24 protein-coding genes are annotated in these 24,098 nt (G+C 60.0%); 17 read left to right on the top strand and 7 right to left on the bottom strand.

The genetic code is table 11. From position 1 onward, the window contains the following. Positions 1-72: 72 nt before the first annotated feature. Together AC1D2Q_RS01485 and AC1D2Q_RS01480 are read right to left on the bottom strand one after the other, a co-directional pair. A complete protein-coding gene (locus tag AC1D2Q_RS01485) occupies positions 73-402 on the bottom strand; it encodes a DUF6388 family protein (RefSeq protein WP_019648485.1) in 330 nt (109 codons plus the stop codon). A 19-nt stretch (positions 403-421) separates the two neighbouring features. After that, on the bottom strand, positions 422-670 hold the full coding sequence (locus AC1D2Q_RS01480; protein ID WP_477812013.1) for a hypothetical protein: 249 nt from the start codon (positions 668-670) through the stop codon (positions 422-424). Positions 671-818: 148 nt separating this feature from the next. On the opposite strand from AC1D2Q_RS01480, the gene AC1D2Q_RS01475 reads away from it, so the two are divergent. After that, positions 819-1,169: a hypothetical protein gene (locus tag AC1D2Q_RS01475; protein ID WP_007941140.1), complete on the top strand. Its 351-nt coding sequence runs from the start codon at positions 819-821 to the stop codon at positions 1,167-1,169. Between the two features lie 98 nt (positions 1,170-1,267). On the opposite strand, the gene AC1D2Q_RS01470 is transcribed toward AC1D2Q_RS01475, so the two are convergent. Continuing rightward, positions 1,268-1,696, bottom strand: coding sequence for a GNAT family N-acetyltransferase (locus AC1D2Q_RS01470; protein ID WP_477812012.1), 429 nt, complete (start codon positions 1,694-1,696; stop codon positions 1,268-1,270). Between the two features lie 123 nt (positions 1,697-1,819). Between AC1D2Q_RS01470 and AC1D2Q_RS01465 the strand changes: the two genes are divergently transcribed. The 4 genes from AC1D2Q_RS01465 to AC1D2Q_RS01450 all read left to right on the top strand — a co-directional run bounded on the left by AC1D2Q_RS01465 (position 1,820) and on the right by AC1D2Q_RS01450 (position 4,522). After that, positions 1,820-2,257 carry a hemerythrin domain-containing protein gene (locus AC1D2Q_RS01465; RefSeq protein ID WP_477812011.1) on the top strand — a complete coding sequence of 146 codons (438 nt, stop codon included), beginning with the start codon at positions 1,820-1,822 and terminating at the stop codon, positions 2,255-2,257. Between the two features lie 182 nt (positions 2,258-2,439). Then, a complete protein-coding gene (locus tag AC1D2Q_RS01460; protein WP_477812010.1) occupies positions 2,440-3,033 on the top strand; it encodes an NUDIX domain-containing protein in 594 nt (197 codons plus the stop codon). Between the two features lie 125 nt (positions 3,034-3,158). Next, on the top strand, positions 3,159-3,698 hold the full coding sequence (locus tag AC1D2Q_RS01455; protein WP_477812009.1) for a kinase inhibitor: 540 nt from the start codon (positions 3,159-3,161) through the stop codon (positions 3,696-3,698). 5 nt (positions 3,699-3,703) lie between these two features. Continuing rightward, the gene (locus AC1D2Q_RS01450) at positions 3,704-4,522 is read left to right on the top strand and encodes a helix-turn-helix transcriptional regulator (protein WP_477812008.1); all 819 of its coding nucleotides are present in this window, start codon (positions 3,704-3,706) and stop codon (positions 4,520-4,522) included. An 89-nt stretch (positions 4,523-4,611) separates the two neighbouring features. On the opposite strand, the gene AC1D2Q_RS01445 is transcribed toward AC1D2Q_RS01450, so the two are convergent. Beyond that, positions 4,612-5,334, bottom strand: a complete 723-nt coding sequence (locus tag AC1D2Q_RS01445; protein ID WP_477812007.1) for a pirin family protein — start codon at positions 5,332-5,334, stop codon at positions 4,612-4,614. A 226-nt stretch (positions 5,335-5,560) separates the two neighbouring features. On the opposite strand from AC1D2Q_RS01445, the gene AC1D2Q_RS01440 reads away from it, so the two are divergent. Together AC1D2Q_RS01440 and AC1D2Q_RS01435 are read left to right on the top strand one after the other, a co-directional pair. After that, positions 5,561-6,511, top strand: coding sequence for a GlxA family transcriptional regulator (locus AC1D2Q_RS01440; protein ID WP_477812006.1), 951 nt, complete (start codon positions 5,561-5,563; stop codon positions 6,509-6,511). A gap of 186 nt (positions 6,512-6,697) precedes the next feature. Further along, positions 6,698-8,176, top strand: a complete 1,479-nt coding sequence (locus AC1D2Q_RS01435; RefSeq protein ID WP_477812005.1) for an ATP-binding protein — start codon at positions 6,698-6,700, stop codon at positions 8,174-8,176. On the opposite strand, the gene AC1D2Q_RS01430 is transcribed toward AC1D2Q_RS01435, so the two are convergent. Continuing rightward, positions 8,141-10,945, bottom strand: coding sequence for an ATP-binding protein (locus AC1D2Q_RS01430; protein ID WP_477812004.1), 2,805 nt, complete (start codon positions 10,943-10,945; stop codon positions 8,141-8,143). The two genes, AC1D2Q_RS01435 and AC1D2Q_RS01430, sit on opposite strands and share 36 nt — an antisense overlap. A 255-nt stretch (positions 10,946-11,200) precedes the next feature. Between AC1D2Q_RS01430 and AC1D2Q_RS01425 the strand changes: the two genes are divergently transcribed. Further along, positions 11,201-11,776 carry a flavodoxin family protein gene (locus AC1D2Q_RS01425; protein WP_477812003.1) on the top strand — a complete coding sequence of 192 codons (576 nt, stop codon included), beginning with the start codon at positions 11,201-11,203 and terminating at the stop codon, positions 11,774-11,776. 33 nt (positions 11,777-11,809) lie between these two features. Then, positions 11,810-12,634, top strand: coding sequence for an alpha/beta fold hydrolase (locus AC1D2Q_RS01420; RefSeq protein ID WP_477812002.1), 825 nt, complete (start codon positions 11,810-11,812; stop codon positions 12,632-12,634). A 22-nt stretch (positions 12,635-12,656) separates the two neighbouring features. Here the strand turns inward: AC1D2Q_RS01420 and AC1D2Q_RS01415 are convergent, their stop codons facing one another. Then, positions 12,657-13,121 carry a helix-turn-helix domain-containing protein gene (locus AC1D2Q_RS01415; protein ID WP_477812001.1) on the bottom strand — a complete coding sequence of 155 codons (465 nt, stop codon included), beginning with the start codon at positions 13,119-13,121 and terminating at the stop codon, positions 12,657-12,659. Between the two features lie 279 nt (positions 13,122-13,400). On the opposite strand from AC1D2Q_RS01415, the gene AC1D2Q_RS01410 reads away from it, so the two are divergent. The 8 genes from AC1D2Q_RS01410 to ycaC all read left to right on the top strand — a co-directional run bounded on the left by AC1D2Q_RS01410 (position 13,401) and on the right by ycaC (position 22,580). After that, the gene (locus AC1D2Q_RS01410) at positions 13,401-14,396 is read left to right on the top strand and encodes an MBL fold metallo-hydrolase (RefSeq protein WP_477812000.1); all 996 of its coding nucleotides are present in this window, start codon (positions 13,401-13,403) and stop codon (positions 14,394-14,396) included. A 47-nt stretch (positions 14,397-14,443) separates the two neighbouring features. Further along, a complete protein-coding gene (locus tag AC1D2Q_RS01405; RefSeq protein WP_477811999.1) occupies positions 14,444-15,367 on the top strand; it encodes a LysR family transcriptional regulator in 924 nt (307 codons plus the stop codon). A 157-nt stretch (positions 15,368-15,524) separates the two neighbouring features. Further along, positions 15,525-18,017 (top strand): hypothetical protein, encoded by a 2,493-nt coding sequence (locus tag AC1D2Q_RS01400; RefSeq protein WP_477811998.1) that lies wholly within the window; start codon positions 15,525-15,527, stop codon positions 18,015-18,017. 387 nt (positions 18,018-18,404) lie between these two features. Next, complete coding sequence (locus AC1D2Q_RS01395; RefSeq protein WP_477811997.1) at positions 18,405-18,773, top strand: DUF6124 family protein; 369 nt, start codon at positions 18,405-18,407, stop codon at positions 18,771-18,773. 193 nt (positions 18,774-18,966) lie between these two features. Further along, on the top strand, positions 18,967-19,383 hold the full coding sequence (locus AC1D2Q_RS01390) for a DoxX family protein (RefSeq protein WP_064618759.1): 417 nt from the start codon (positions 18,967-18,969) through the stop codon (positions 19,381-19,383). Beyond that, positions 19,376-20,002, top strand: coding sequence for an antibiotic biosynthesis monooxygenase (locus AC1D2Q_RS01385; protein WP_018925556.1), 627 nt, complete (start codon positions 19,376-19,378; stop codon positions 20,000-20,002). Before AC1D2Q_RS01390 ends, AC1D2Q_RS01385 begins: the two co-directional genes overlap by 8 nt. Before the next feature lie 45 nt (positions 20,003-20,047). Further along, positions 20,048-21,886 carry an amidohydrolase gene (locus tag AC1D2Q_RS01380; protein ID WP_477811996.1) on the top strand — a complete coding sequence of 613 codons (1,839 nt, stop codon included), beginning with the start codon at positions 20,048-20,050 and terminating at the stop codon, positions 21,884-21,886. Positions 21,887-21,953: 67 nt separating this feature from the next. Then, entirely contained in the window at positions 21,954-22,580 is a 627-nt protein-coding gene (ycaC, locus tag AC1D2Q_RS01375) for an isochorismate family cysteine hydrolase YcaC (protein ID WP_028941293.1), read from the top strand. 89 nt (positions 22,581-22,669) lie between these two features. Here ycaC and AC1D2Q_RS01370 read toward each other — a convergent pair whose 3' ends face one another. Beyond that, complete coding sequence (locus tag AC1D2Q_RS01370; protein WP_477811995.1) at positions 22,670-24,097, bottom strand: mechanosensitive ion channel domain-containing protein; 1,428 nt, start codon at positions 24,095-24,097, stop codon at positions 22,670-22,672. Position 24,098 lies beyond the last annotated feature (1 nt).

Genomic DNA, 24,098 nt, shown 5'->3' with positions numbered 1-24,098 from the left:
GCAAAACTGCGGCCATGATAAAGCTTTATCGGCAGGGCGGCGAAGGGCTTTGGGTAGGTGAGATCGCGACGACTATTTGGTCAGCCCATACAACTCGCAATACTCAAGCCAGTTCATGCCGGCCATCTCTGCAACTTCCTTGTGCACTTCCATGCGTTGGGCCTGATATTCCTCGGGCGTGGCGGTGGTCAGTTGCAGCGTCAGCTCCCAGGCAAACAAACCCAGGCGCTCGGCCTCGGCTTCGAACGCTTCATGCAAGCGTTCATCGCGGTACTGCGCCATCGTCTCGCCTTTGGCCTGTGCGAGCAGGGGATTGAGATTGTCGAGCTCAAGACGCAGCTCAGGGCGTTCATCGAGGAATTTCCTCAGCGCCTGTTCGTGTTGCTGTTCGGTTGCCGCCATGGTCACTCCTTGAGAGGGATTACGAAGACTGCTTATTGCTCGCCTTGGCAGCCGCGGCCAGACACTCGAGGGCAAACTGCTCGGTGTAGGTCATCTGGATCGGCGTGGTTTCGCCTTTGACGGTTCTTTCGCCGTCGAGAATGTAACGAATCCGCTTGTCGGTGACGCCAATTCGCTTGGCGATCCAGGCCGGCGTCTGGCCGATCTGGCTGATCAGCTTGTCGGCGTAGTCGGTGGACGGTTTGTAGAACTCGGCATTGGGTATCATGGCTTTCCTGAAAAAATGGGCGATGCGACGCTATCGGCGCGACAGGGTGCGCGAATCGTTGCGCGGTGTCGCGGTATAAATGAAGTAAAGCAGAACGATACGCCGCGCCGCGGTGGTACAGTCCGCTTTTTCCTGATGAGCGAACGCAATGCGAATTCTGATGGTGGCGCTGGCCGCAACCTTGCTGGCGGGCTGCGCCGGATCGGCGATGAACGACGCCCGCACCAAAACCCCGTACAAAACCCTGACCTCGGACAAACCGGAAAAAGTCGTCGCCCAGTGCGTGCAGTTTGCCTGGCAGGACGAGGCGGTGTTCGGCGTCGATGCCGGCGCGTATTTGCAGCCGGGCAAGAAGGGCGGCTCGACGGTCTACACCCGTTCGGCCGAGTCTTTCGTGGACGTGACCAGCGATGCTTCAGGCACGGCCTTGAGCTACTACGCCCAGCATGATGATTTTGTCGCCAAGCGCCGTTTGGCGGCGTTGGCGACCTGTTTGTAAGCAAGATCAAAAGATCGCAGCCTTCGGCGGCGCCCACAGGCGCGTAGGAGCTGCCGAAGGCTGCGATCTTTTTAAGGCCCCCCCCCGAAAACCGAAGCTTACAAATCGATCAAACGCTTCTGGAAAAAGAAGCGCTTGTGGCCCGGCGGGTAATCGGCAATCTGCCCCAGCTCGCTGTAGCCGTGTTTCTTGTAAAACTCCGGCGCCTGGAAGTCGAAGGTGTCCAGCCAGATCCCGATGCACGCCTTCTCCCGCGCCAGGTCTTCGGCCATCTGCATCAGCTTCGAGCCCAGCCCTTGTCCCCGTGCCTGCTCTGGCACCGACAACAACTCAATGAAAAACCACCGGTAAAACACCCGGCCATAAAGACCGCCGAGAATCTCGTCATTGTCATCGCGTACCAGCAAGGCAATCTGTTCTGAAACCGTGGCCCCGGCCTTCGATGCGTTGTAGGCACGTAGCGGTGTGAGGATCGCCTCGCGTTCTTCCAGGGTGGCGTTTTCCGACAGTTCAATTCGAAGGGGCATGGGCTATATCCTTATGGCGAAAAGGGAGCCTATCGTGATCGCCGTTCGTTTGGAACTCCCGGGCGCGCCGGGAGGTCTAGCGCTCAATAGCGACATTTCAAAATGCACCCGTGAGGACAGCCCGTGGATATCTTTGAAGCCTTGCGCGAAAGCCATGATCGCCAGCGTAGCTATGCCGTCGCCCTGATCAAGACCCACGGCGACACCCCGGAACGGCTGGAGGCTTACAAACAGCTCAAAGCCGAACTGCAGGCCCACGCAACGGCCGAAGAACGCCATTTCTACATCCCGTTGATGGCATTCGACAATGGCATCGACCTGAGTCGCCACGCCATTTCCGAACACCATGAAATGGACGAGATGATGGAGGAACTGGACGAGACTGAGATGTCCAGCGCCGCTTGGTTGATCACTGCAAAAAAGCTCTCGGAAAAGGTCCATCACCACCTGAAAGAGGAAGAGCAGAAGTTCTTTCAAATGGCCGGCAAACTGCTCGACGACAAGCAAAAGGAGTCACTCGCCGGGCAATACCAGAAAGAATATAAGGCGCAGTTGCCCTGAACTTAAGCACGCAATCATTTGTTGCTTTGGCGTGTAGGCCAAGTGGATTTCAAGTAACGCCAACCCTCTGAATCAACATGTGGATTGGACAGCGCAGTAAAAAAGAGGCCCGGCAACCATGCCGGGCTTTTCTGTTTTCGCCTAACATGGACGTCTTCTGACGAAAATAGGGATGGATTGTCATGTCGAACACAGCCGAGCGGGTCAACATCATCGAGTCCCAGGTGCTGTCCCACGACTGGTATCTGCTGAAGAAAATCACGTTCGATTACTTGCGCAACAACGGCGACTGGCAGCGCCAGACCCGCGAGGTTTATGACCGTGGCAACGGCGCGGCGATCCTGCTGTTCAACCGCGAGAAGAAAACCGTCGTGCTGACCCGCCAGTTCCGGTTGCCGGTGTTCGTCAACGGCCATGATGGCTTGTTGATTGAAGTCGCGGCGGGGCTGCTGGAAGGTGCCGCGCCTGAAGAGCGCATTCGCGCTGAAGCCGAAGAAGAAACCGGCTATCGCGTCCACCATGTGCAGAAGGTGTTCGAGTCCTACATGAGCCCCGGTTCGGTCACGGAGAAACTGCATTTCTTTATTGCCGAATACGACGCGTCTTCGAAAGTCAGCGACGGCGGTGGGCTGGAAGAAGAAACCGAGGAACTGGAAGTGTTGGAGTGGCCATTCGACCACGCACTCGAGGCGTTTTATCGCGGGGAAATCTGCGATGCCAAGACCATCATGCTGCTGCAGTATGCGGCGATGAAGAATATCTTCGCAGCGGTTTGAGATCGCCCATGGCAGTGCCTGGATCGAGAGAGCGTTCAGGCACAACGGCCGAGCGTTTCGGCACAGTAATCAGCCTTTGCTCTCTCTAGAATCGTGCTTCACGCCAAGACACCGATGAGGTCACGATGAACATCCGAGTTATCCTATCCGCATTGTCCATGGGCGTCGTCCTCACCGGGCACGCTGCCGACTTCTCGCTGACCAGCCAGGATATTGCTGAAAATCGCCCGCTGACCAGTCGCGAGGTGTTCCAGGGCTTCGGTTGCGAAGGGGGAAATACGTCTCCGCAACTGTCCTGGTCCAACGCCCCGGCGGGGACTAAAAGTTACGCGATCACGGTCTACGACCCTGATGCGCCGACCGGCAGCGGCTGGTGGCATTGGACGGTGGTCAACTTACCGGCTTCCACCAGCAGTTTGCCAAGAGGGGTCGGTTCGAACCTGCCTGCCGGCGCAGTACAAGGGCGAACCGATTATGGCCAGTCGGGATTTGGCGGAGCGTGCCCTCCTGTAGGGGATAAGCCCCATCGCTATCAATTCACTGTATGGGCGTTGAAAGTCGATAAGCTGCCACTAGACAACCAGGCCAGCGGAGCCTTGGTGGGCTATATGCTCAATGCCAACGCCTTGGCCAAAGCGACCATCACTTCAACTTACGGACGTTAAGAACAATGCGCCCTTGTGACGGCATCCAGCACCGGGAAAACATTATCGATGCGTGTGTCATACGGGCGCGGCAGCCTCATACCTTGCAACGGGTGCCGATCTTCGCAACCACCTTGTGTCGAGTGCGACAGGGGGAAAAGCTGCTGCAATGGGATGACCGAGAGATGCGCGCAGGGCCGCAACATCTGATTCTGATGCCGGCCGGGCGCGAGCTTGGTATCTCGAACTTCCCCGGTCTTCACGGTCACTACATCGCTGATGTCGTGACCTTTCCCGGTTCGACACTGCGCAACTTCAGCAACCGATATGGCCGCCAGATCATGAGTGGTCAGCGTGCCCCGACCACAGATCTGTGTGTTCCTCTGGACAGGCACACGACGCAGGCATGGGATCAGTTATTGGCCGCCATCAATGCGAACGCGCCGGATGCATTACGCACCCACTATGGGGAAGCGGTTCTGCTCAGCCTGGGCCTCAATGGCCAGGCCGGACCACTGCTGATGGATCGCAATGATCCGCTGTGCGAACGTGTGCAGCAGTTGCTGATGGGCAGCCCTGAGAGCGACTGGACGGTTGCGAGCGTCGCACAACACCTGAACCTTGGTGAGTCGACGTTGCGTCGCCAACTGGCCAATGAGGGGAGCAGCTTCAGGAATATTCTGGAAAGCGTTCGTCTGGCGACCGCGCTGCAATGGTTGCAAACCACTTCCCGGCCCATCGGTGAAATTGCCGGTGCCAGCGGCTACGCCTCGGCCTCACGTTTTGCCGTGCGCTTTCGCTCACACTATGGCCTGTCGCCACGGGAATTGCGGGCGGCGATTTAAGCGCCTTGAAAGGGTGGGCGCGCGCGATCAGATTCCACCAAAAAAACGGCCTTGATCAGGCCGTTTTTTGTAGGCGTTGAACAATGGGATCACGGCATTTCCGGCAACTCCTGCGGTCGCAAATCAAACACCAGCACCTCGGCATCCGCGCCATTGCTCAAGGTCAGCACCTGTTCTTCGCGAACCCGTACGCCGTCGCCTTCCTGCAACGGCAGGCCGTTCAGCTCGACACTGCCCCGCGCCACATGCACATAAGCGTAGCGATCGGCTGCCAGTTCCAGGGTGGCGCTTTCCTTGCCGTCAATCAGGCCGGCATACACCCGCGCATCCTGCCGGACTTTCAGCGAACCGTTGGCCCCGTCCGGGGAGATGATCAACTGCAAGCGGCCGCGTTTTTTCTGGGTGCTGAAATGCTCTTGCTGATAACGCGGTTTGGCGCCGCTGACGTCAGGCACGATCCAGATTTGCAGGAAGTGCACCGGGCGTGTCGATGAGTGGTTGTATTCACTGTGCGCCACGCCACTGCCGGCGCTCATCAGTTGCACATCGCCAGGGCGGATCACCGAACCGGTGCCTAAAGTGTCCTTGTGTTCCAGCGCGCCTTCGAGCACGTAGGAGAAGATCTCCATGTCGCGGTGAGGGTGCTGGCCAAAGCCCTTGCCGGCGGCCACGCGGTCGTCGTTGATCACCAACAGGTCGGAAAAGCCCTGTTCCCGTGGGTTGCGGTAGTTGGCAAAGGAAAAGGTATGGAACGACTTCAACCAACCGTGATTGGCCGCACCGCGATCCGAAGCTTTGCGAAGGGTCAGCATGATGAAATCTCCTGTCAGGACGTGAATTCGTCCGAGTGAGGAGAAGATTAATGTTTACCTTAAAGTGCAGTAAGTAGATGGAAATTGAAATACTGTCTCGCTCAGGTTGACAGTTGTGTGAACGGGTTCATGTATGCTTGTTGTTACATGTGGCCATAATGTCGGGCGCCAGACCTGTGGGCGGCGCAATGGTATTGAACAGTTCTCTATTAGTGACCTTGAACCCATGAAAACCGTGGCAATGGTGTTGTTCCCAGACTTTCTCCTGCTCGACATGGCCGGCCCCATGGAAGTGTTTTCCATCGCCAATCGTTATCTGCAACCGGCGGACCGATACGAGCTGTTGACCATCGGCACCGAGCAGGGCGCATTGCGGGCCTCCAACGGCGTCAGTGTCCAGGCCGATCTGCACATCGATCAGGCGAGCGGGCACTATGATCTGTTGCTGGTGCCGGGCGGGCCGGGGGCCTACAACGAAAAGCATCCGCCGCTGCTCGAATGGCTTCAGGCTGCCATCAGCCGTGCGAACCGATACGGGTCGATCTGCACCGGCGCGTTCGTGCTCGGGCATGCCGGGTTGCTGGACGGCTTTCGCGTGACCACTCACTGGCATTACACCGAACGACTGATCAAAGGCTTCCCCAAGGCAACCGTCGAGACCGATCAGATTTTCGTGCAGGACCGCAACCTCATCACTTCCGGCGGTGTCACCGCCGGTATCGACCTGGCGCTGGCGGTGGTTGCCCAGGACCACAGCAAGAAAGTCGCCCAGGATGTCGCCAAAGTGCTGCTGGTGGTGATGAAACGCCAGGGCGGGCAGGCGCAGTTCAGTCCACTGATGGCGGCGGTGGCACCCCAGGAAACGCCGATCACCCGGGTGCAGAACCACGTGCTCGAACACCTCGACGAAGGGTTCAGCATCGAACGCATGGCCAGTCTGGTGAACATGAGTGCGCGGCACTTCGCCAGGGTTTTCACCCGGGAAGTGAACATGACGCCGATGGAGTTTCTGCAAAGCGCGCGCATCGATCACGCCAGGAATCTGTTGGAAACCAGCGAGCTGCCGCTCAAGACCGTGGCCTATAAAAGTGGCTTCGGCAGCGTGCGCCATATGCGCTTTCTGTTTAGTGAAAAGCTCGGCCTGACCCCCACCCAGTACCGCGAGCAGTTCAGTTAGCGCATTGTTGTCCGTCGTGCGCACCGCGATGGCGGTGATGCTCCTCCCGTGGCCGTTGTACGGTCATCCATGCCTGCCAAGATACCCGTGAACTCTTTTTCAAGGAGGTGCGGGAGCCTGGATAGGTGGTTGCGAGGGGCCTTGCAGTTCCTTGAACCGGGCCAGGTTTTCAGCGCATGAACGTGCATGAACAGCCTCATAAATATAAACAGTGACACGGTGCTGCGGTTCGGGCCCTACGCATTCCACCTGCATCAGCGGCTGATCCTGGACGGTGATCGGCCGCTGCGCATGGGGGGGCGAGCCCTGGAAATTTTGCAGGTGCTGGTCGAGCACGCCGGTGCGGTGGTCAGCAAAGAGGCGCTTATTGCCCACGTCTGGCCGACCTCGGTGGTCGAGGAAATCAACCTGCGCGTCCACATTGCCGCCCTGCGTCGAGCGCTCGGCGATGGGCCGAACGGGCAGCCCTATATCGTTAATATTCCCCAGCGCGGTTATAGCTTCATCGCCCCGGTGCAGCACGACCGGGCGGGCACGCCGGTGCTGGTCGAAACCGTGCACAAACCTCAACACAATCTGCCTGCGCGGCTGACGCCAGTGACCGGTCGCGACTCGATCGTTGGCAGCGTGGTCCGGCAGTTGCCGGTTCGACGCTTCATGACCCTGGTCGGCCCTGCTGGCATCGGCAAGACCACCGTAGCGTTGCGCGTGGCCGAGTTGCTGTTGCAGCACTATCGGGATGGTGTCTGGATGGTTGACCTGGCGGCCATCGATGACCCATCACAGCTTATCGATCATCTGTCGCGCACGCTGGAACTCGATGTCGGCGCAAAGGCGTTGGCGCAACGGCATGCCTTGGTGGTGCTCGACAACTGCGAACACCTGCTCGAACGTTGCAGGACAGTGGTGGACGATCTGTTGGCCTCGGCGCCTCGGTTGTCGATCCTCGCCACCAGTCGCGAACCGCTGCGAGCAACGGGGGAAACGCTGCTGCGGTTACCCGCCCTGACGGTGCCGCCAGCCTCGGCGATTTATAGCGTGGACGAGGCCATGGGGTATTCAGCGGTGCAGCTGTTGGTCAGCCGCGCCCGAGCCCGTCAGCAAGGGTTTGCCCTGCGCCAACAGGATCTCAATGCTGTGCGCGACATCTGTCGACGGCTGGATGGCTTGCCCCTGGCCATTGAGCTGGCGGCGGCGCAAATCGATGCACTGGCGCTGGTGGGGTTGCAAGCGCAACTGGGCAACTGTTTTCAGCTGTTGAGCCAAGGTCGACGCACCGCCGTGCCACGGCATCAGAATCTCAAAGCCGCACTGGACTGGAGCTATGAACGGCTGAGTCCGTTGGAACAGATCGTGTTGCAGCGGCTGGCGGTGTTCAAGATGGCGTTCACCCTGGACGCGGCGATTGGCGTGATCAGTGGCGCGATGTTGCTGCCCGCAAGCCTGGTCAACGTGGTGGAGAGTCTGGCGAATAAATCGTTGCTGTCGGTGGAGCAGGGCAACGGCGTGACGCGCTACCGTTTCCTCAATACCACGCGCACCTACGCCCTGGAGAAACTCGAACACAGCGGTTACTTGCGTGCCTTCGAACTGCGTTATGAGCGCTACACCAGTCCGGCTCACTGGACATCAGGCGGGCAGGTCGCGCTGCAACTCGTCGAGTAACCGCCGGACTTTGATCAGGTCCGGTGTGGCGAAGCCTTCGGTGAAACGCTGGTAAATCGGCGCCAGCAGTTCATGGGCTTGTCGGAAGTGGCCTTGACGTTGCCACAGCTGAGCCAGTGATGTGGCGCTGCGCAGTTCCCAGGCCAGCGCTCCCTGGGTTTTCGCCACGGCTAAAGCCTTGAGCAACACCGCCTCGGCCGCGTCAGCACTGCTCGGGCAATCCTCTGCCAGTAACGAGTCGGCCCGAGCCCGCAGAATCTCCGCCGTGCTCCAGCCCGCCGCGCCGTTTTCGGCCCGCTCCAGCAACGCATCATCGATGAAACGGCTGCCCAGAGTGACCATGATTTCCTTGACCAACCCGGTGTCCGGTCGCGGGGATGAAGGCGCATCAGTTCCGTCGATCACCTGCGCGTAATGTTTGGCCCAGGTGTAGAACAGCAACACCGAGTGTTTCTTCGCCTGCTCAAGCAGCAAGGCCAGGAGTTCGCGGGCGACCGGAGTGTCGCCGTTGTAGTGGGCGATCAGGCAACCGGACAGCGCCAGGGTGTAGCAGATGGACGTGCCATGATTGATCTGCATCGCGATGTCGAGCGCCTGTCGCGCGGTGCGCCAGGCTTTTTCCGGGAGCCCTTGCAGCCAGAGAATGCGCGCCAGAATCGTCAGGGCTGCCACGCTCTGGTCGTACTGCACGCCAAAGCCATGGGTGAAGCGGTTGAGCTGGCCGCTCTGGGCCAGGCGTTGAATGACCTGCTCGGCATTCTCCCGCGCCAGTGCCTGATCTCCGGCAAAATGCAGGGCCAGGACCCGCAAGCGGTGAGTGCTCAGGGATAACACCGCGTCGCCGTGCAGCCCCAAACGGTCAAATTCCCGGCTCTGCTCCAGGGCCATTTGGTATTGGCCACAACTGAGGTTGACCGCCATGTGCCCCGAGATTGCCCTTAGTTGACCGGCCATATCGTTATAGTCTTCGGCCAGTCGTTTGGCGCTGACGAACGCTTCGATGGTTTCGGCGGTACCGCCCTGGGTGTGGTAGCAGGAACTGCCGAGGGCAAGCTTGAGGTTCATGGTCAAACGCGGGCAGGGCTGGTGCGTCGCTTCGAGCAACGCCAGGGCTTTGCGCACGTACACCCCGTATTCCTTGAGCAACGACAGCTCTTGCCAGAGCGGTGCCGAGGTCGCGGCGAGACGGATGGCCAAGGCCTGCGGCCCTTGAGCGTTCAAGCCCCAATCCAGGACTGCACGAATGTCGTCCAGGCTGCGGGCGTAACGCTCGGTCCAGCGCTCGCTCTGGGTGTGTTCCCAATCACTCTGCGCCTGCTGCATCAAGGCCAGGCAGCATTCGGCGTGGCGCTCTCGGGTGTCCGCCAGCTCTTGGGCCTGGTCGAGTTTTTCCAGCGCATAGCCACGCGTGGTGTCGAGCAGACGGTAGAACACTTCTTCGTCGCCGACTTCCACGTTCAGCAATGACTTGGCCACCAATTGGGTAATCGAGGCAAACACTACGTCGGGCTCGATGTACTGGCCGACAATCACGGCAGCCGCCGATTCCAGGGTAAAAGCGCCCCGGAATATCCCCAGTCGGCGCAGGCACGTCTGCTCGCAGGCATTGAGCAGTTCGAAGCTCCAGTCCAGCGTGGCGCGCAGGGTCTGATGGCGGCCCATGGTGGTCGGGCAGCCTTGGGCGAGCAGGCGAAAGCTGTCTTGCAGTTGCGATAGCAAGCCGCTCAAACCCAGGTTGCCAACCTGCGCCGCTGCCAGTTCGATCGCCAACGGGATGCCGTCCAGACGTCGGCAGATTTCAATCGCCAGCGGCAGGTCGCCTTCGCTCAGTTCGAAGCTGTCGTGGCTGGCCATCGCCCGCTCGACAAACAATTGCAGCGCCGAAAACGTCAGGGCCTGAGCACGGTCGAGCACGGCGATGGGCGGCGGGCAGTCCAGTGATTCCAGGCGCTGCACGCATTCGCCTTCGGCCCGCAGGCTTTCGCGACTGGTGGCCAGAATGTGCACTTGGGGCGCCGCGCGCAGGATGCTTTCGCTGAGCAACGCAATGGCATCGATCAGGTGTTCGCAGTTGTCGATGACCAGCAGCATCTGCCGTTCGCGCAAGCATGTGGCGAGCCCGTTCATGGGGTCGGCGTCATGCAACGACAAGCCCAGCGCTGTCGCCAAGTGCGCGCCGATCATCAAAGGGCAGTTGATCGGTGCCAGGTCCACCAGGCGAATGCCGTCTCGATAGCGACCGATCAGTTGCTCGGCGACGCGCAGCGCCACGGTCGTCTTGCCGATCCCGCCGGGGCCCACGAGGGTGATGAAACGCTGCTGTGAGAGTTGCGCCAGCAGTCTGTCGACCAGCGCCTGACGGCCGATCAAGCGAGTCCGGCGCACCGGCAGGTTATGGCCGCCAGGTTCATTGGCGTCGTTTTTTTGGGGGGGGTCGATGGACTCCAGGGAAAACGGCGCGACAAAACTGTAGCCGCGCTGGGCGACGGTGACGATGTAACGCTGGCCGGCCTGACCGTCACCGAGGGCTTTGCGCAGTGCCGCCATGTGCACGCGCAGGTTGGTGTCTTCCACTACGCTTTTGGGCCAGACCCGCGCGATCAGTTGCTGCTTGCTCACCACCTGGCCTGCGTGCTCCAGCAACATCAACAGAATGTCCATGGCTTGCCTGCCCAGGCGCAGGGGCTGGTCGGCCTCCATCACCAGGCGTTGTCCGGGGTAGATCCGGTAGGGGCCGAAACGGATGGCCTGTTCGGGGGTAAGGGTCAACGGGTCACTCCTGCTTGCGTCCGTCTATCACGCGGTATCCGGGCATGTTCCTCAAGTTTTTTCGGCAACGCAACGCAGCGTCAGGTGCGCAGTAGAAAATTAACAACGTTTAACTCGTGCTGTGTCCGGTCTACGCTCAAAAATCCATTTCTTCAAGTAGCCGAAGGTCTCGGCCTTCTTTGCAACAGAAAGTGCAACAGAAAGTGCAACCAAAAGCGTGCCGCAAAAAGGACGAACACTTCTGGAGGAGCCGGAATGAGCAACGTGGTGGTGGTTTATCACAGTGGCTACGGGCACACCCGGGTCATGGCCGAAGCCGTGGGCCAGGGTGTGGAACGGCACCTGGGCAGCACCTGTCGGCTGATTCCGGTGGAGGAAGTGGACGAACACTGGGAACGCTTGCACCGTGCCGATGCAATCATCTTCGGCGCCCCGACCTACATGGGCAGTGCCTCGGCGGCCTTCAAGGGCTTCATGGAGGCCACCGCCTCGTTCTACCTGGCCCAGCCCTGGCGCGACAAACTCGCTGCCGGGTTCACCAACTCCGGTTGCCTGTGCGGCGATAAGCTCAACACCTTGCTGCAGATGGCGGTGTTCGCTGCCCAGCACTCGATGATCTGGGTCGGCCTCGACCTGCTGCCGGCGCGCAGCAGCCTCGGCGTGTTCGACGGGCAGTTGAACCGACTCGGCAGTTCGCTAGGGGCGATGGCCCAATCGAACGTCGAACAATCTCCTGAATTTGCACCTCCACTGGAAGACCGCCGTACCGCCGCACATTTGGGCGAGCGGGTGGCGCGCCTGGCCGAACGAATGGCTCATACCTCTTATTAACCGTCGTAAACCCCATGCATCAGGAGAATCAAAATGAGCACCTTCACCACCCGAGACGGCACCGAGATTTACTACAAGGACTGGGGCACCGGTCAGCCGATCGTCTTCAGCCACGGTTGGCCGTTGAACGCCGACAGTTGGGAGTCGCAGATGATCTTCCTGGCCTCCAAAGGCTACCGGGTCATCGCCCATGACCGCCGTGGTCACGGCCGTTCGAGCCAGCCATGGTTCGGCAATGACATGGACACCTACGCCGATGACCTGGCGCAGTTGATCGAGCATCTGGATCTGCAAAACGCCGTACTGTTCGGCTTCTCCACCGGCGGTGGCGAAGTGGCGCGCTACATCGGTCGCCATGGCACCGGTCGCGTGGCCAAGGCCGGGCTGATTTCTTCGGTGCCGCCGCTGATGCTCAAGACCGACACCAACCCTGGCGGCCTGCCAATGGAAGTGTTCGACGGTATTCGTCAGGCGTCGTTGGTCGACCGTTCGCAGTTGTACAAGGATCTGGCCAGCGGTCCGTTCTTCGGTTTCAACCGGCCGGGTGCCAAACCTTCGCAAGGCATGATCGACTGGTTCTGGCTGCAGGGCATGGCTTCCGGTCACAAGAACGCGTACGACTGCATCAAGGCGTTCTCTGAAACCGACTTCACCGAAGACCTGAAGAAGTTCGACGTGCCGACCCTCGTGGTGCATGGCGATGACGATCAGGTGGTGCCGATCGAAGCGGCGGGCATCGCCTCGGCGAAACTGGTCAAGGGCTCTACACTGAAGGTCTACCCGGGAGCTCCACACGGCCTGACCGATACCCACAAGGATCAACTCAACGAAGATCTGCTGGCGTTCATCAAGGGCTGATCAAAATCAAAGGCGCTGGCGCCTACAGGGACATGTGAGCACCTGTAGGCGCTGGCGAAGGCTGCGATCTTTTGCTGTTGAGCGAGGGAAGAACACCCACGGTCCGACAGCGCCAGGCAAATGGTGTAATGCCTTCGCTGCGAGTAAAGATATGAGAGAAATGTGCCTGATCGCAGAAGCCACATTCCAGGCTGATTTGCGTCAGGGTCAGGTCGGTGTTCCGGATCAACTGCTTGGCCCGGGCGATGCGTTGCTGTCGGATCCAGTCCTGCGGTGAAACACCGGTGGTGCACTTGAATGCACGGGAAAAATGACTGCGCGACAGGGCACAGGCCCGTGCCAGTTCGGTCACTTCCAGGGGGTCGCCGAGGTGGTCGAGGATCAGTCGCTTGACCAGAGTTTCACGCCAGGGGCTAAGGCCACCCGTGGGTTTTTTTTGCGTTTCAATGGCACACGCCTTGATCGCGTTTTGCTGAATGAGAGCCATGGCCAATGTCCGTGTCGATGGGCGCGCGCGGATGCACTGCACGGTGGGCCAGCACGTTCCCTTGTCTGAAAAACAAGTCTGCGCAGAAGGCTTCATTCTTGGTCGCGAGGGCTTTGGCTTGCGAGTTAAACGTTGTTAATTCCGCAGTCAGGCTTAAGGCTGAAAATGCGCCAACTGAGCACATCACTGCAATTCGGGGTGATGCACGGTCATGCAAGATTGACGACGTGTAGCGGCCTGGACTGGGCCGCTTTTTCTGGTTCGATCAAGGGTGATCTCATGAAGCAATCCCGCGTTTGCACGTTTGGCGGACTTGGCCTGGCATTGGCGCTGATGTCCGGCACCAGCCTGGCCCAGGCGCCGGCTCAGGTGAACACTCAGGTGCCCGGTTACTACCGGCTCGCGGTGGGCGACTACGAGGTGACGGCGTTGTTCGATGGCTACAACGACCTGTCGCCCAAACTGCTCGAGGGGCTGACCCAAGACCAGATCCGCGCGTTGCTGGCTCGTCGTTCGATTGAAACGCCGGGGGTGCAAACCGCGTTCAACGCGTTTCTGGTGAATACCGGCAAACAATTGATTCTGGTGGATACCGGAGCAGGGCAGTGCATCGGTGCCACGGCGGGCCAGTTGTCGGCGAACATGCAAGCCGCTGGTTATAAGCCGGAACAGGTCGATACCATCCTGCTCACCCACCTGCATCTGGATCATGTGTGCGGGTTGGTGGATGGGCAGCAAAAGCCCGTGTTCGCCAACGCAACGGTGTACGCGGCCAAGGCAGAAGCCGATTACTGGCTTGATCCCCAGGCCATGGCCAAGGCACCGGCCGGTGCCAGGGAATTCTTCAAGATCGCCCAGGACTCAACCGCGCCGTATATCGCGGCGGGCCGTTTCAAAACCTTTACTGCCGGGCAGTCGCCAGTGCCGGGCGTTGTCGATGCCGAGCTGGAGGCCGGGCACACACCGGGCAGCACCACCTATCGGTTCAACTCCCAGGGCCAGAGCATTCTGTTCATGGGTGATCTGGTGCATAACCTGGCGGTGCAGTTTGAGCATCCCGAGGTATCGATCCGTTTCGACGTCGACAATCAGCAGGCGATCAAGAGCCGCGCCAAGGTGTTCAGCGATGCGGCGGCCAGCAAGATCTGGGTCACGGCAGCGCATTTGCCGTTTCCGGGTGTCGGCCATATCACCGCGGTGGACAAGCATTTCCAGTGGGTACCGATCGAGTACGGGCCTTATAAACGAGCGGCGAAAGTGCCGATGATCGAGTAAAGTCCGACACACTTGCGCCTGGCTGAACACAAAGGGGAACCGTGCCCATGAACCGTAACGATCTGCGCCGTGTCGACATGAACCTGCTGGTGATTTTCGAAGCCCTGATGTTCGAAAAAAACCTGACCCGCGTCGCCGAAAAACTGTTCATGGGCCAACCGGCGGTGAGCGCCGCGCTGGGGCGGCTGCGTGATCTGTTCGACGATCCGTTGTTGCTGCGCAACGGTCGCGGCATGGAGCCGACGGCGCGGGCGCTGGCGATTCTCAAGGAGCTGCAACCAGCGATGGACACCATCTCGGGGGCGGTCAGCCGGGCCAAGGAATTCGACCCGGCCAGCAGCTGCGATGTGTTCCGCATCGGGCTGTCGGACGACGCCGAGTTCGGGCTGTTTCCGCCGTTGCTGCGACAATTGCAGGAAGAGGCACCGGGGATCGTGGTCGTGGTGCGCCGCGCCAACTATCTGTTGATGCCGGCGTTGCTGGCGTCGGGGGAAATCTCGGTGGGGGTGAGTTACACCACGGATCTGCCGGCCAATGCCAAACGCAAGAAGCTGCGGGACATCACCTGCAAAGTCCTGCGCGGCGATGACCGCCCGGGGCCGCTGACGCTGGACGAGTATTGTGCGCGGCCCCATGCGATGGTGTCGTTCTCCGGCGACCTGAGCGGCAACATCGACCTCGACCTGGCCAAGGTCGGCCGCACCCGCCGCGTGGTGCTCGGCGTGCCGCAATTCAGTGGTTTGCGCGCGTTGCTCGCTGGCACCGAGATGATCGCCACCGTGCCGGATTACGCCGCGTGTGCATTGGTGGAGGGGTGTGGGTTGCGAGCGGAAGATCCGCCGTTTCCCATCGACGCGGCGCAGCTGTCGATGGCCTGGAGCGGGGTGCATGACAACGATCCAGCGGAGCGCTGGCTCAGGTCGCGCATCAGTCAGTTCATGTCGGTGTCACTGAACACTCCGGCGGTGTAAACAGGCAGCACACGTGCTGCGAGCAAGCGCTTTTGCTCTTACCGTTCATCCGTTTTTTTCCTGACCTGTAATTTCTGATAGTAGCGCGATGTCGCCAACCGGTGTGTGATGAGTCAGTGCCCATGGGGCGACCTCAATCATGCACAGGGAGCGAATGATGAATAGCCCAGTTGCCGCAGCGCTCATAAACTCTCCGCCAGCCCCTGAACTCGAGCAAAACCCGGGTAACCCGCCACTTGACCCAGCGTTGGTCCGCAATAACCTGACGGTTGTCATCAACTACCCCATGCAGCCTGGGGAGAGCTTGCAAGTGATCTGGACGGCTGCGCCAGGAGCGCCGAGCGAGGCCTCATTCACGACCGTCTTCTTTCCGGTCGGCGGCACTGCGCCATGGAAAGTCCCACTGCCCAACTGGATAGTGGCCTATAGCTTGAACAACGTGGTGACGGTGACTTATGTCGTCATGAACGGCACCACACCGATCGCGACCTCATTGCCGCTGACGGTCACCATTCTGCCGCTTGCGCAGAGCGCTCTGCCCATCCCGCTGATCACCCAAGCGCCCAACAATGGCATAGGCAGCGTGCTGGACGTGGTGTTCTTGACGAATTTCACCCTGCGCATCAATGGCTGGCCGCTGATAACGGACGGGCAGTATTTCTGGATGAGCCTGAGTGGCATCAACGACGACGGCAGCGCTTTTTACATTGAATACTGGATAGCGCCCAACAGTGTGGTCACCCAGGCATTTCTGCAGTCCGGTTTTTATGCCGAGACGTTTTCGGCGTTGCCGCTCAAGAGACTCAAGCATGGCAGCACGTTGACACTGGATTTCAGGGCCGCGCTGGATAAAAAACTGAACAAGAATGCAGCACTGAAGTTTGCGCCGCGTCACTACACCATCAATAACGATGCCCAAATGCGACTGTTGGCTCCCTCTATCGTGGAAGCCAAAGGTAAGCCCCATCTGGACTCGCTGGCGGCCCGATACACCCTCACGGCTCGTCTCTCCTTTCCCGTAATAGCGGGCGCCAGGGTCCGTGTGCGCTGGATAGGTGCGCCGGGCACTTCGCCAGAGGGTTCAGTTGTCACCGCTTATGTCGATGCCGGTGCAACCGGTACTAAAGACGTGTCGCTGCCCAATTCGGTGGTCGCCTTTAACCTGGGCCAAACGGTGACGGTGATCTTTGACCTGATGGTCGGCAACGCTCCCGCCGCGAGTTCGCTGCCGCTGATGTTGAACGTGCTGCCTCTTGCGCAGAACGCATTGCCCCAGCCGATCATCAAGGAAGCATTGGGCAATGGCCATGGCAACGAGCTGGACGTGAGCTCTATCTCGGCGTTCACCCTGTTCATAGAGGGTTGGCCGCTGATCGCCGTCGGTCAGTACTTCTGGGTAAGCCTGATTGGAACATTGGCCGATGGCGGCGTTTTCAATGTCGAGTACGTGATTGCCCCTCACCCCCCCGTCGACCAGTCGTTTGTCACCCACGACTTCTTTTCGCAAATCTTTTCAACCACCCCGCTAAACCTGCTCATGGATGGCAGCACACTGACAGTGGAACTCAGGGTGGCACTGGATAAAAGCCTGAGCAAAAGTTCAGCAGTGAAGTTTCCAGCGAAACAGTACACCGTCAAAACGGGCGGACCGATACCGCAGGATCCGAAGATCCTGGCGGTGAAAGACTCTGCCGGCAATGACATAACCAATGGCGGGAACACCAACACCACCCAGGTGATGATCAGCGGCAGCGCGAGGGCAGACGAACAACTGGAGATACTTGACGGGCCAACCCCCATACGCACGATCCCGGTAGTTTCCGGCATCTGGGAGCTTACGGTCTCTGCGTTGACTGATGGCCCGCACGTATTCACCGCCCGGCCCTTGAATGGCAGTGGGGTATCTAATTCATGGACGATCAACGTTGAGGTAAGCCGGGAAGTGACGATCAAGGAAGCGCCAGATAACGCCAATTTGAACCCGGTTGACGCAATGACACATTTGACCGCTGTCTTGAATTACGCCAGTGAGTCTACCGACCTGGTCAGCGTGAACTGGACTGCCGAGCCAGGCACGCCGGCGGCGGGTTCGCGAACCACAATCCCTGTCGCGGTGGGCACCATGCCCATGGAAATTACGTTGCCCGTTCCATTGGTGGCTTTCAGCATCGGTAAGGCGGCGGATATCTCGTTCACCTACAGGCGTGGCTCATCGGATCCAGTCACTTCATTGCCCTGGCCGTTACATGTTCTGCCTATCCCGAAGGCCTCGCTCGTTTCCCCGGTGATTGCCGAAGCGAAAGGTACAACCGAGCTTGATCTGAAGGATGTCATTGCCGGAGGGACGCTGGCGTTTGGCATCTGGCTACATATCGCGATCGGACAACGATTGTCGTTGATGTTGATGGGCCGCAATGCCAGCGGCGCCGAGCACAATTTGCCCATTTGGACGGACACGCGTAACGCGGTTCATCGAGCATGGGTTACGTCTGGTGGCTACAGCACGACCATACCGGCCGTCTATTTGCTGGCGCTCAGGCCCGGGAGCACATTGTCTATCGTGTTCTCGGTGTGTACGGATCAGGTGCCTGGTTCGGCGGCCAGGACGGATTTCGAAGTGCGGGAATACACTATCAAGGACACTCGTTGACCAGAGGCGGGGCTGGAGGGTTTTGGTATTCGACGTGCAGTGTTTAAAGGTGTTTAGCGTTACTTCCTGAAAGCTACAGATCCTTGCGTGGTTGCCTACGACTGCGCCAGAATCCGCCGGCTTGTGCGCTTTGGGCCTGGTCTTTATCGTTTCCGTGTCGCTGCCAATCAGCGATCGGGTTTAGCGACTCGGACTATTCAAAGTGCATCAGTGCTCCAGACTTTATTGCCGACTTTTGACGCCTGCAATTACGTTATGGTGGCTGTATGCGGGAGACTCTCGGGTCTACCGGGTGCCTTTGACCGGTTCGCTAACCTGCATACAGTCGCCACCCTTACTTGTTTAGCGACAGGTTCTGGTGGTGCTATTTTCCAAAGGAGATTCACCATGTTCAAAGCCACACCCAACCCGCCAGCAACCGACGACGTTTCCCCCTACGATCCCCTGGATCCCAAAAAACTCAACGAAGCCGCCGAACGCGCCCTCGATCACTACCTAAAACCGTCCGACGCCAAGCCCCCGCGCAAACCGAGCACGATTTACACCATCGCCCCGGACATCAACATCGAAGAGCTACTGACCAATGCCTGCGAGTCCTTTGCCTCGACCAAGGTGATCGCCAGCGACTGCGCCGGGTTTCTGGAGGGGCCGCAGCGCAATACGATACTGGGCGTCGCGCAACTCATCATGTTCGGCGAGCTGGCGGTGAGTCGGGCGCTGGATAGTCTGGAGTTGAAGGCCAACCCGGCCACCTGACCGGATTCATCAGAAAACATCCCTGTGGCGAAGGGGGCAAACTCTCTCGCCACAATGGGGCTCCCTGCCCACGGTCCACCTACGGGGGGGCGTTGAGCCTAAGCTCTTCATACCGCAAAGAGAGCACGTACATTCAATTTTTCCCCACCCCTTGGCGGCACTATTCAATCCAATGATTGAACAGGGGTGAGTCATGAACGCTTCGCAAAGGGATGAACAGGCGCGGGATGTCGGGCTGCTGTTTCTGCGGGTCAGCGGTGGTCTGTTTCTGCTGTGGGTTCACGGCTTGCCCAAGCTGCTGGACTTCAGTGCGCAACTGCAACTGATCGAAGACCCGTTCCACCTCGGTGCCCACCTCACCCTCAGCCTGGCGATTTTCGCCGAAGTGCTGTGCCCGCTGCTGATTGTCGCCGGGGTGCTGGCGCGGCTGGCGTGCTTGCCTATTCTGTTTGTGCTGCTGGTGGCGCTGCTGGTCGTGCACCCGCAATGGAGTGTGGCCGAAGGGCAGTTCGGCTGGCTGTTGTTGATCATCTTCACCTCTGTGTTTATCGCCGGGCCTGGACGGCTGGCGCTCAATGTCCGTTTGCCCGGAGTGCTCCGTTATGTCTGAAGCCCAAACTCAAAAAGCGCCGGGGTCCGATGAGATCGTGACGCTGATCGTCAAGCACCGGGTCAAGGCCGGTTTCGAAGCAGCCTATGAAGCCTGGCTACGCAACATCGTCAGCGTAGCGGGGCGCACGGAGGGACATCTGGGCGTGGACGTGATCCGCGGCAAGAACGCTGGCCTGGACATGTTCACCTGCGTGCTGCGCTTTTGCTCCACCGAGGCCATGCAGCACTGGCTCGATTCGCCGCAACGTCAGTCGTTGATCGATGAAGCCGCGCCGATGCTGGCCGACGGCGACCAGACCGAGGTCAACCCGGTCAACGAATTCTGGTTCGCGCCGCTGGCCGATGCTGCTTCGCCGCCACCGCGCTGGAAGCAGGCCGTGGTGTCGTTGCTGGTGATTCTGCCGCACACCTTGCTGGTGCCGCTGCTCTGGGGGCCGCTGCTCAAACTCAACGCTTTTCTCTCCAACTACTTGGTCGCCACGTTCCTGATCACCCTGACCATCGTGGTGTCGGTGGTGTACGTGTGCATGCCGGCCGCGACTCGCTTGTTTGCGCCGTGGCTGACGGCCAGTCAGCCACGGGAGCACCTCGAATCCAACGCAAATTCGCCGCGCTGAGCTGGCGCTTTTTTGCTTCATTTCCCTGATGACGAAGGAACTGCGATGAACGCCGATCTGATTCTATTCAATGGCCAATTTCATACGGTAGACCGCGAAAAACCCCTCGCCAGCGCCGTGGCGATCAAGGACGGGCGCTTTGTCGCTGTCGGCAACGATGCAGAGGCGATGGCCCTGCGCGGCTCGGGCACCCAGGTAATCGACCTCAAGGGCCGCTGTGTCATCCCTGGCCTCAACGATTCGCACCTGCACCTGATCCGTGGCGGTTTGAACTACAACCTCGAACTGCGCTGGGAAGGCGTGCCGTCCCTGGCTGATGCGTTGCGCATGCTCAAGGAGCAAGCCGACCGCACACCGACGCCGCAATGGGTACGGGTGGTCGGTGGCTGGAACGAATTCCAGTTTGCCGAGAAGCGCATGCCGACCCTGGAAGAGCTCAACCAGGCGGCACCAGACACCCCGGTGTTCGTGCTGCATTTGTACGACCGCGCCTTGCTCAACCGCGCTGCATTGCGAGTTGCCGGTTACACCCGCGACACGCCGAACCCGCCGGGTGGCGAAATCGTGCGTGATGCCAACGGCAACCCGACCGGCATGCTGGTCGCGCGGCCCAACGCGATGATCCTGTACTCGACCTTGGCCAAGGGGCCGAAGCTGCCGCTGGAATATCAGGTCAACTCGACCCGCCAGTTCATGCGTGAGCTCAACCGCCTCGGCCTGACCAGTGCGATCGATGCCGGCGGTGGTTTCCAGAATTACCCGGACGATTATCAGGTGATCGAGCAGTTGGCCAAGGACGAGCAACTGACCATCCGCATTGCCTACAACCTGTTCACCCAGAAGCCCAAAGAAGAGCTGACCGATTTCCAGAACTGGACCGGCAGCGTCAAGTTGCACCAGGGCGACGACTTCCTGCGGCACAACGGCGCCGGCGAGATGCTGGTGTTCTCGGCGGCGGACTTCGAGGACTTCCTCGAACCGCGTCCGGATCTGCCGCAGACCATGGAGCAGGAGCTGGAGCCGGTGGTCCGCCATCTAGTGGAACAGCGCTGGCCGTTCCGTTTGCACGCCACTTACAACGAATCCATCAGCCGCATGCTCGACGTGTTCGAGAAGGTCAATCGCGATATTCCCTTCAACGGTTTGCCATGGTTCTTCGACCACGCCGAAACCATCACCCCACAGAACATCGAGCGGGTGAGGGCGCTGGGCGGTGGCATTGCGATCCAGGACCGCATGGCGTTCCAGGGTGAATATTTTGTCGACCGCTACGGCAAGCAGGCCGCCGAATCTACGCCACCGATCAAGCGCATGTTGGCCGAGGGTGTACCGGTCGGCGCCGGCACCGATGCCACGCGAGTGTCCAGCTACAATCCATGGACTTCGCTGTACTGGATGGTCAGCGGCCGCACTGTCGGTGGCCTGGCGCTGTACGAGGAAGGCTTGCCACGGCAGACCGCGCTGGAACTGTTCACCCACGGCAGTGCCTGGTTCTCGTCCGAGCAGGGCAAGAAGGGCCAGATCAAGGTCGGACAACTGGCGGACGTCGCGGCGCTGAGCGCGGACTTCTTCAGCGTCGACGAAGAAGCGATCAAGTGGATCGAGTCGGTATTGACCGTGGTCGGCGGCAAGGTGGTGTACGCCGCCGGCGACTTCGAAAAACTCGGGCCTGTCAGCCTGCCGGTGCTGCCGGACTGGTCGCCGGTGGCGAAGGTGCCGGGGCACTGGCGGCCGAACGCGCCGATGCAGGCGCAGGTGCACCAGTGCAGCGGCCCGTGTGCCGTGCATACCCACAGCCATGAGAAGGCCCGTATGTCGAACGTGCCGGTGAGTGACTTCGCCGGCTTCTGGGGCGCCTTCGGCTGTTCCTGCTTCGCGTTCTGAGTCTTGCAACAAAAGCGTCGGCCATGTGTGGTCGACGCTTCACTCACCACCCTCCGAGGAGTTTCACATGAGCAACGTTCCTTACAAACGTCTGAACAAAGATGACGCCGTTGTGCTGCTGGTCGATCACCAGACCGGCCTGATCTCTCTGGTGCAGGATTTCTCGCCCAACGAATTCAAGAACAACGTGCTGGCCCTGGGCGACATCGCCAAGTTCTTCAACCTGCCGACCATCCTCACCACCAGTTTCGACGCAGGCCCGAACGGCCCGATCGTGCCTGAACTGCGCGAGCAATTCCCGGACGCGCCGTTCATTCAGCGTCCAGGCCAGATCAACGCCTGGGACAACGAAGACTTCGTCAAAGCCATCAAGGCCACCGGTCGCAAGCAACTGATCATCGCTGGCGTGGTGACTGACGTCTGCGTGGCGTTCCCAACCCTGTCGGCCATCGCCGAAGGTTTTGAAGTGTTCGTGGTAACCGACTCTTCCGGCACCTTCAACACCACCGTGCAACAAGCGGCGTGGGCACGCATGTCGGCGGCGGGTGCACACCTGCTGAACTGGTTCGCCGTGGCCTGCGAGCTGCAAGGCGACTGGCGCAACGACATGGAAGGCCTGGCCAACCTGCTGTCCCAGCGCCTGCCTAACTACCGCAACCTGATCAACAGCTACACCAAGTTCACTGCCAAGTAAGAAGATCAAAAGATCGCAGCCTGCGGCAGCTCCTACAATTGGAATGCGTTCCTCCTGTAGGCGCTGCCGCAGGCTGCGATCTTTTGCTTTTAGCGTTTTTGCAACCATCCCAAAAAACCACCTTTCCTGATCGGCACCGGTTTGGCCATCAACGCCAGCCGACTGTTCTGCTGGCGTACCGCCTGCAACTTGTTCAATGCCCGGCCCACTTCGCTGCGCTGTTCCATGCACTGTCGGGTCAGGTTCTTGTCCAGACGATAGATGATCGAAGATGTCAGCGCGGTGAACGTCGCCTGCGACGGCGTATCGGCCAGGATGCTCTGTTCGCCCATGACTTCGCTCGGCCCCATGCGACCGGCCTCGGTGAAACCATTGCCGTCCGGCACACTGGCGCTGACGACGCCAGTGGCGATCACGAACAGGCTGTCCGGCACTTCAGCCAGATCCAGCACCACCTCGCCGGCGGCGTATTGTTGCGCGACCATCGATTCGGCGAGGCGGTCGCGTTCCTCATGGCTCAGCGAGCGGAAAATCTTCACTTCATCGAGCAGTGCGCGGGCGCGGGTCGAGGGTTCGATCACACCGTCGGGGTGTCGTGAGATGCCTGCCGCTTCCAGATGGCGATGGGCAAGGTCGAACAGTTGATTGCGCACCTCGCTCTTTTTGCCCAGCTCGGCGATGAACCCGCTGGCCACGTATTCGGACATCTCTTCGCCAGCATCGACGAGCACCGCTTTTGGCGCGGGCGACAGCAACAGACTGCTGCTGCCTTGCAGCGTGCGGTCGAGGGCGTCGAGCACCCGGCGTGGGCGGATGTGGTTCGCCACCTTGATGCTGATCGACACCCCGTGCAGGTTGTTCGGGCGGCTGAGGTTGACGATCTTGGCCTTGGCCGCCACCGAGTTCGGCACCACGGCCATCGTGCCGGCGCTGCTCAACAGGTGCGTGGCGCGCCAGTTGATGTCCAGCACTTTGCCTTCGACGCCATCGATCATCACAAAGTCGTCCACCTGATAGGGTTTGGTGGTGTTGAGCACAATGCCGGAGAACACGTCGGCCAAGGTACTTTGCAACGCCAGACCGACCACGATGGCGAACACGCCGGAAGTCGCCAGCAAACCCTTGACCGGCAGATCCAGCACATAACCGGCGGCCGCGACGATGGAGGCCAGAAACACCAGCGCACCGATCACGTCCTGCAGCAAACGGCCGCTGTGACCTATGCGACGCATTAGCACCAGACCGAACACCTCGGTGAGCACCCGTGCGGCGTACAACCACCAGAGAATCCCCAGCGCCGTTGCGCCGAGTTGGGCCACCTGGTCATCGGTAAACGACGGTGCCTGCAACGGGCTGACGCCGACATTGATAATCAGCGCGCTGAACGCCAGAAACAGCACCAGCCGCACACCGACCTTTGGCGCGCGATGCTTGAGCGGGACGAGGTGCCAGAGCAGGGCGTCGAGCACCAGCAGCAGGGCGCTCCAAGGCAACAGGTGGGCAGAGAAAAGGCTCATG

It is taken from the genome of Pseudomonas sp. P1_A1 (assembly GCF_056406935.1).
This window is presented reverse-complemented; position numbering and strand designations above follow the sequence as displayed.

What these genes read in the sequence shown, in the direction of transcription:
- AC1D2Q_RS01485 (WP_019648485.1), bottom strand. Translation starts at nt 402, where the DNA reads ATGGCGGCAACCGAACAGCAACACGAACAGGCGCTGAGGAAATTCCTC.
- AC1D2Q_RS01480 (WP_477812013.1), bottom strand. Translation starts at nt 670, where the DNA reads ATGATACCCAATGCCGAGTTCTACAAACCGTCCACCGACTACGCCGAC.
- AC1D2Q_RS01475 (WP_007941140.1), top strand. Translation starts at nt 819, where the DNA reads ATGCGAATTCTGATGGTGGCGCTGGCCGCAACCTTGCTGGCGGGCTGC.
- AC1D2Q_RS01470 (WP_477812012.1), bottom strand. Translation starts at nt 1,696, where the DNA reads ATGCCCCTTCGAATTGAACTGTCGGAAAACGCCACCCTGGAAGAACGC.
- AC1D2Q_RS01460 (WP_477812010.1), top strand. Translation starts at nt 2,440, where the DNA reads ATGTCGAACACAGCCGAGCGGGTCAACATCATCGAGTCCCAGGTGCTG.
- AC1D2Q_RS01455 (WP_477812009.1), top strand. Translation starts at nt 3,159, where the DNA reads ATGAACATCCGAGTTATCCTATCCGCATTGTCCATGGGCGTCGTCCTC.
- AC1D2Q_RS01450 (WP_477812008.1), top strand. Translation starts at nt 3,704, where the DNA reads ATGCGCCCTTGTGACGGCATCCAGCACCGGGAAAACATTATCGATGCG.
- AC1D2Q_RS01445 (WP_477812007.1), bottom strand. Translation starts at nt 5,334, where the DNA reads ATGCTGACCCTTCGCAAAGCTTCGGATCGCGGTGCGGCCAATCACGGT.
- AC1D2Q_RS01440 (WP_477812006.1), top strand. Translation starts at nt 5,561, where the DNA reads ATGAAAACCGTGGCAATGGTGTTGTTCCCAGACTTTCTCCTGCTCGAC.
- AC1D2Q_RS01435 (WP_477812005.1), top strand. Translation starts at nt 6,698, where the DNA reads ATGAACAGCCTCATAAATATAAACAGTGACACGGTGCTGCGGTTCGGG.
- AC1D2Q_RS01425 (WP_477812003.1), top strand. Translation starts at nt 11,201, where the DNA reads ATGAGCAACGTGGTGGTGGTTTATCACAGTGGCTACGGGCACACCCGG.
- AC1D2Q_RS01420 (WP_477812002.1), top strand. Translation starts at nt 11,810, where the DNA reads ATGAGCACCTTCACCACCCGAGACGGCACCGAGATTTACTACAAGGAC.
- AC1D2Q_RS01415 (WP_477812001.1), bottom strand. Translation starts at nt 13,121, where the DNA reads ATGGCTCTCATTCAGCAAAACGCGATCAAGGCGTGTGCCATTGAAACG.
- AC1D2Q_RS01410 (WP_477812000.1), top strand. Translation starts at nt 13,401, where the DNA reads ATGAAGCAATCCCGCGTTTGCACGTTTGGCGGACTTGGCCTGGCATTG.
- AC1D2Q_RS01405 (WP_477811999.1), top strand. Translation starts at nt 14,444, where the DNA reads ATGAACCGTAACGATCTGCGCCGTGTCGACATGAACCTGCTGGTGATT.
- AC1D2Q_RS01400 (WP_477811998.1), top strand. Translation starts at nt 15,525, where the DNA reads ATGAATAGCCCAGTTGCCGCAGCGCTCATAAACTCTCCGCCAGCCCCT.
- AC1D2Q_RS01395 (WP_477811997.1), top strand. Translation starts at nt 18,405, where the DNA reads ATGTTCAAAGCCACACCCAACCCGCCAGCAACCGACGACGTTTCCCCC.
- AC1D2Q_RS01390 (WP_064618759.1), top strand. Translation starts at nt 18,967, where the DNA reads ATGAACGCTTCGCAAAGGGATGAACAGGCGCGGGATGTCGGGCTGCTG.
- AC1D2Q_RS01385 (WP_018925556.1), top strand. Translation starts at nt 19,376, where the DNA reads ATGTCTGAAGCCCAAACTCAAAAAGCGCCGGGGTCCGATGAGATCGTG.
- AC1D2Q_RS01380 (WP_477811996.1), top strand. Translation starts at nt 20,048, where the DNA reads ATGAACGCCGATCTGATTCTATTCAATGGCCAATTTCATACGGTAGAC.
- ycaC (WP_028941293.1), top strand. Translation starts at nt 21,954, where the DNA reads ATGAGCAACGTTCCTTACAAACGTCTGAACAAAGATGACGCCGTTGTG.
- AC1D2Q_RS01370 (WP_477811995.1), bottom strand. Translation starts at nt 24,097, where the DNA reads ATGAGCCTTTTCTCTGCCCACCTGTTGCCTTGGAGCGCCCTGCTGCTG.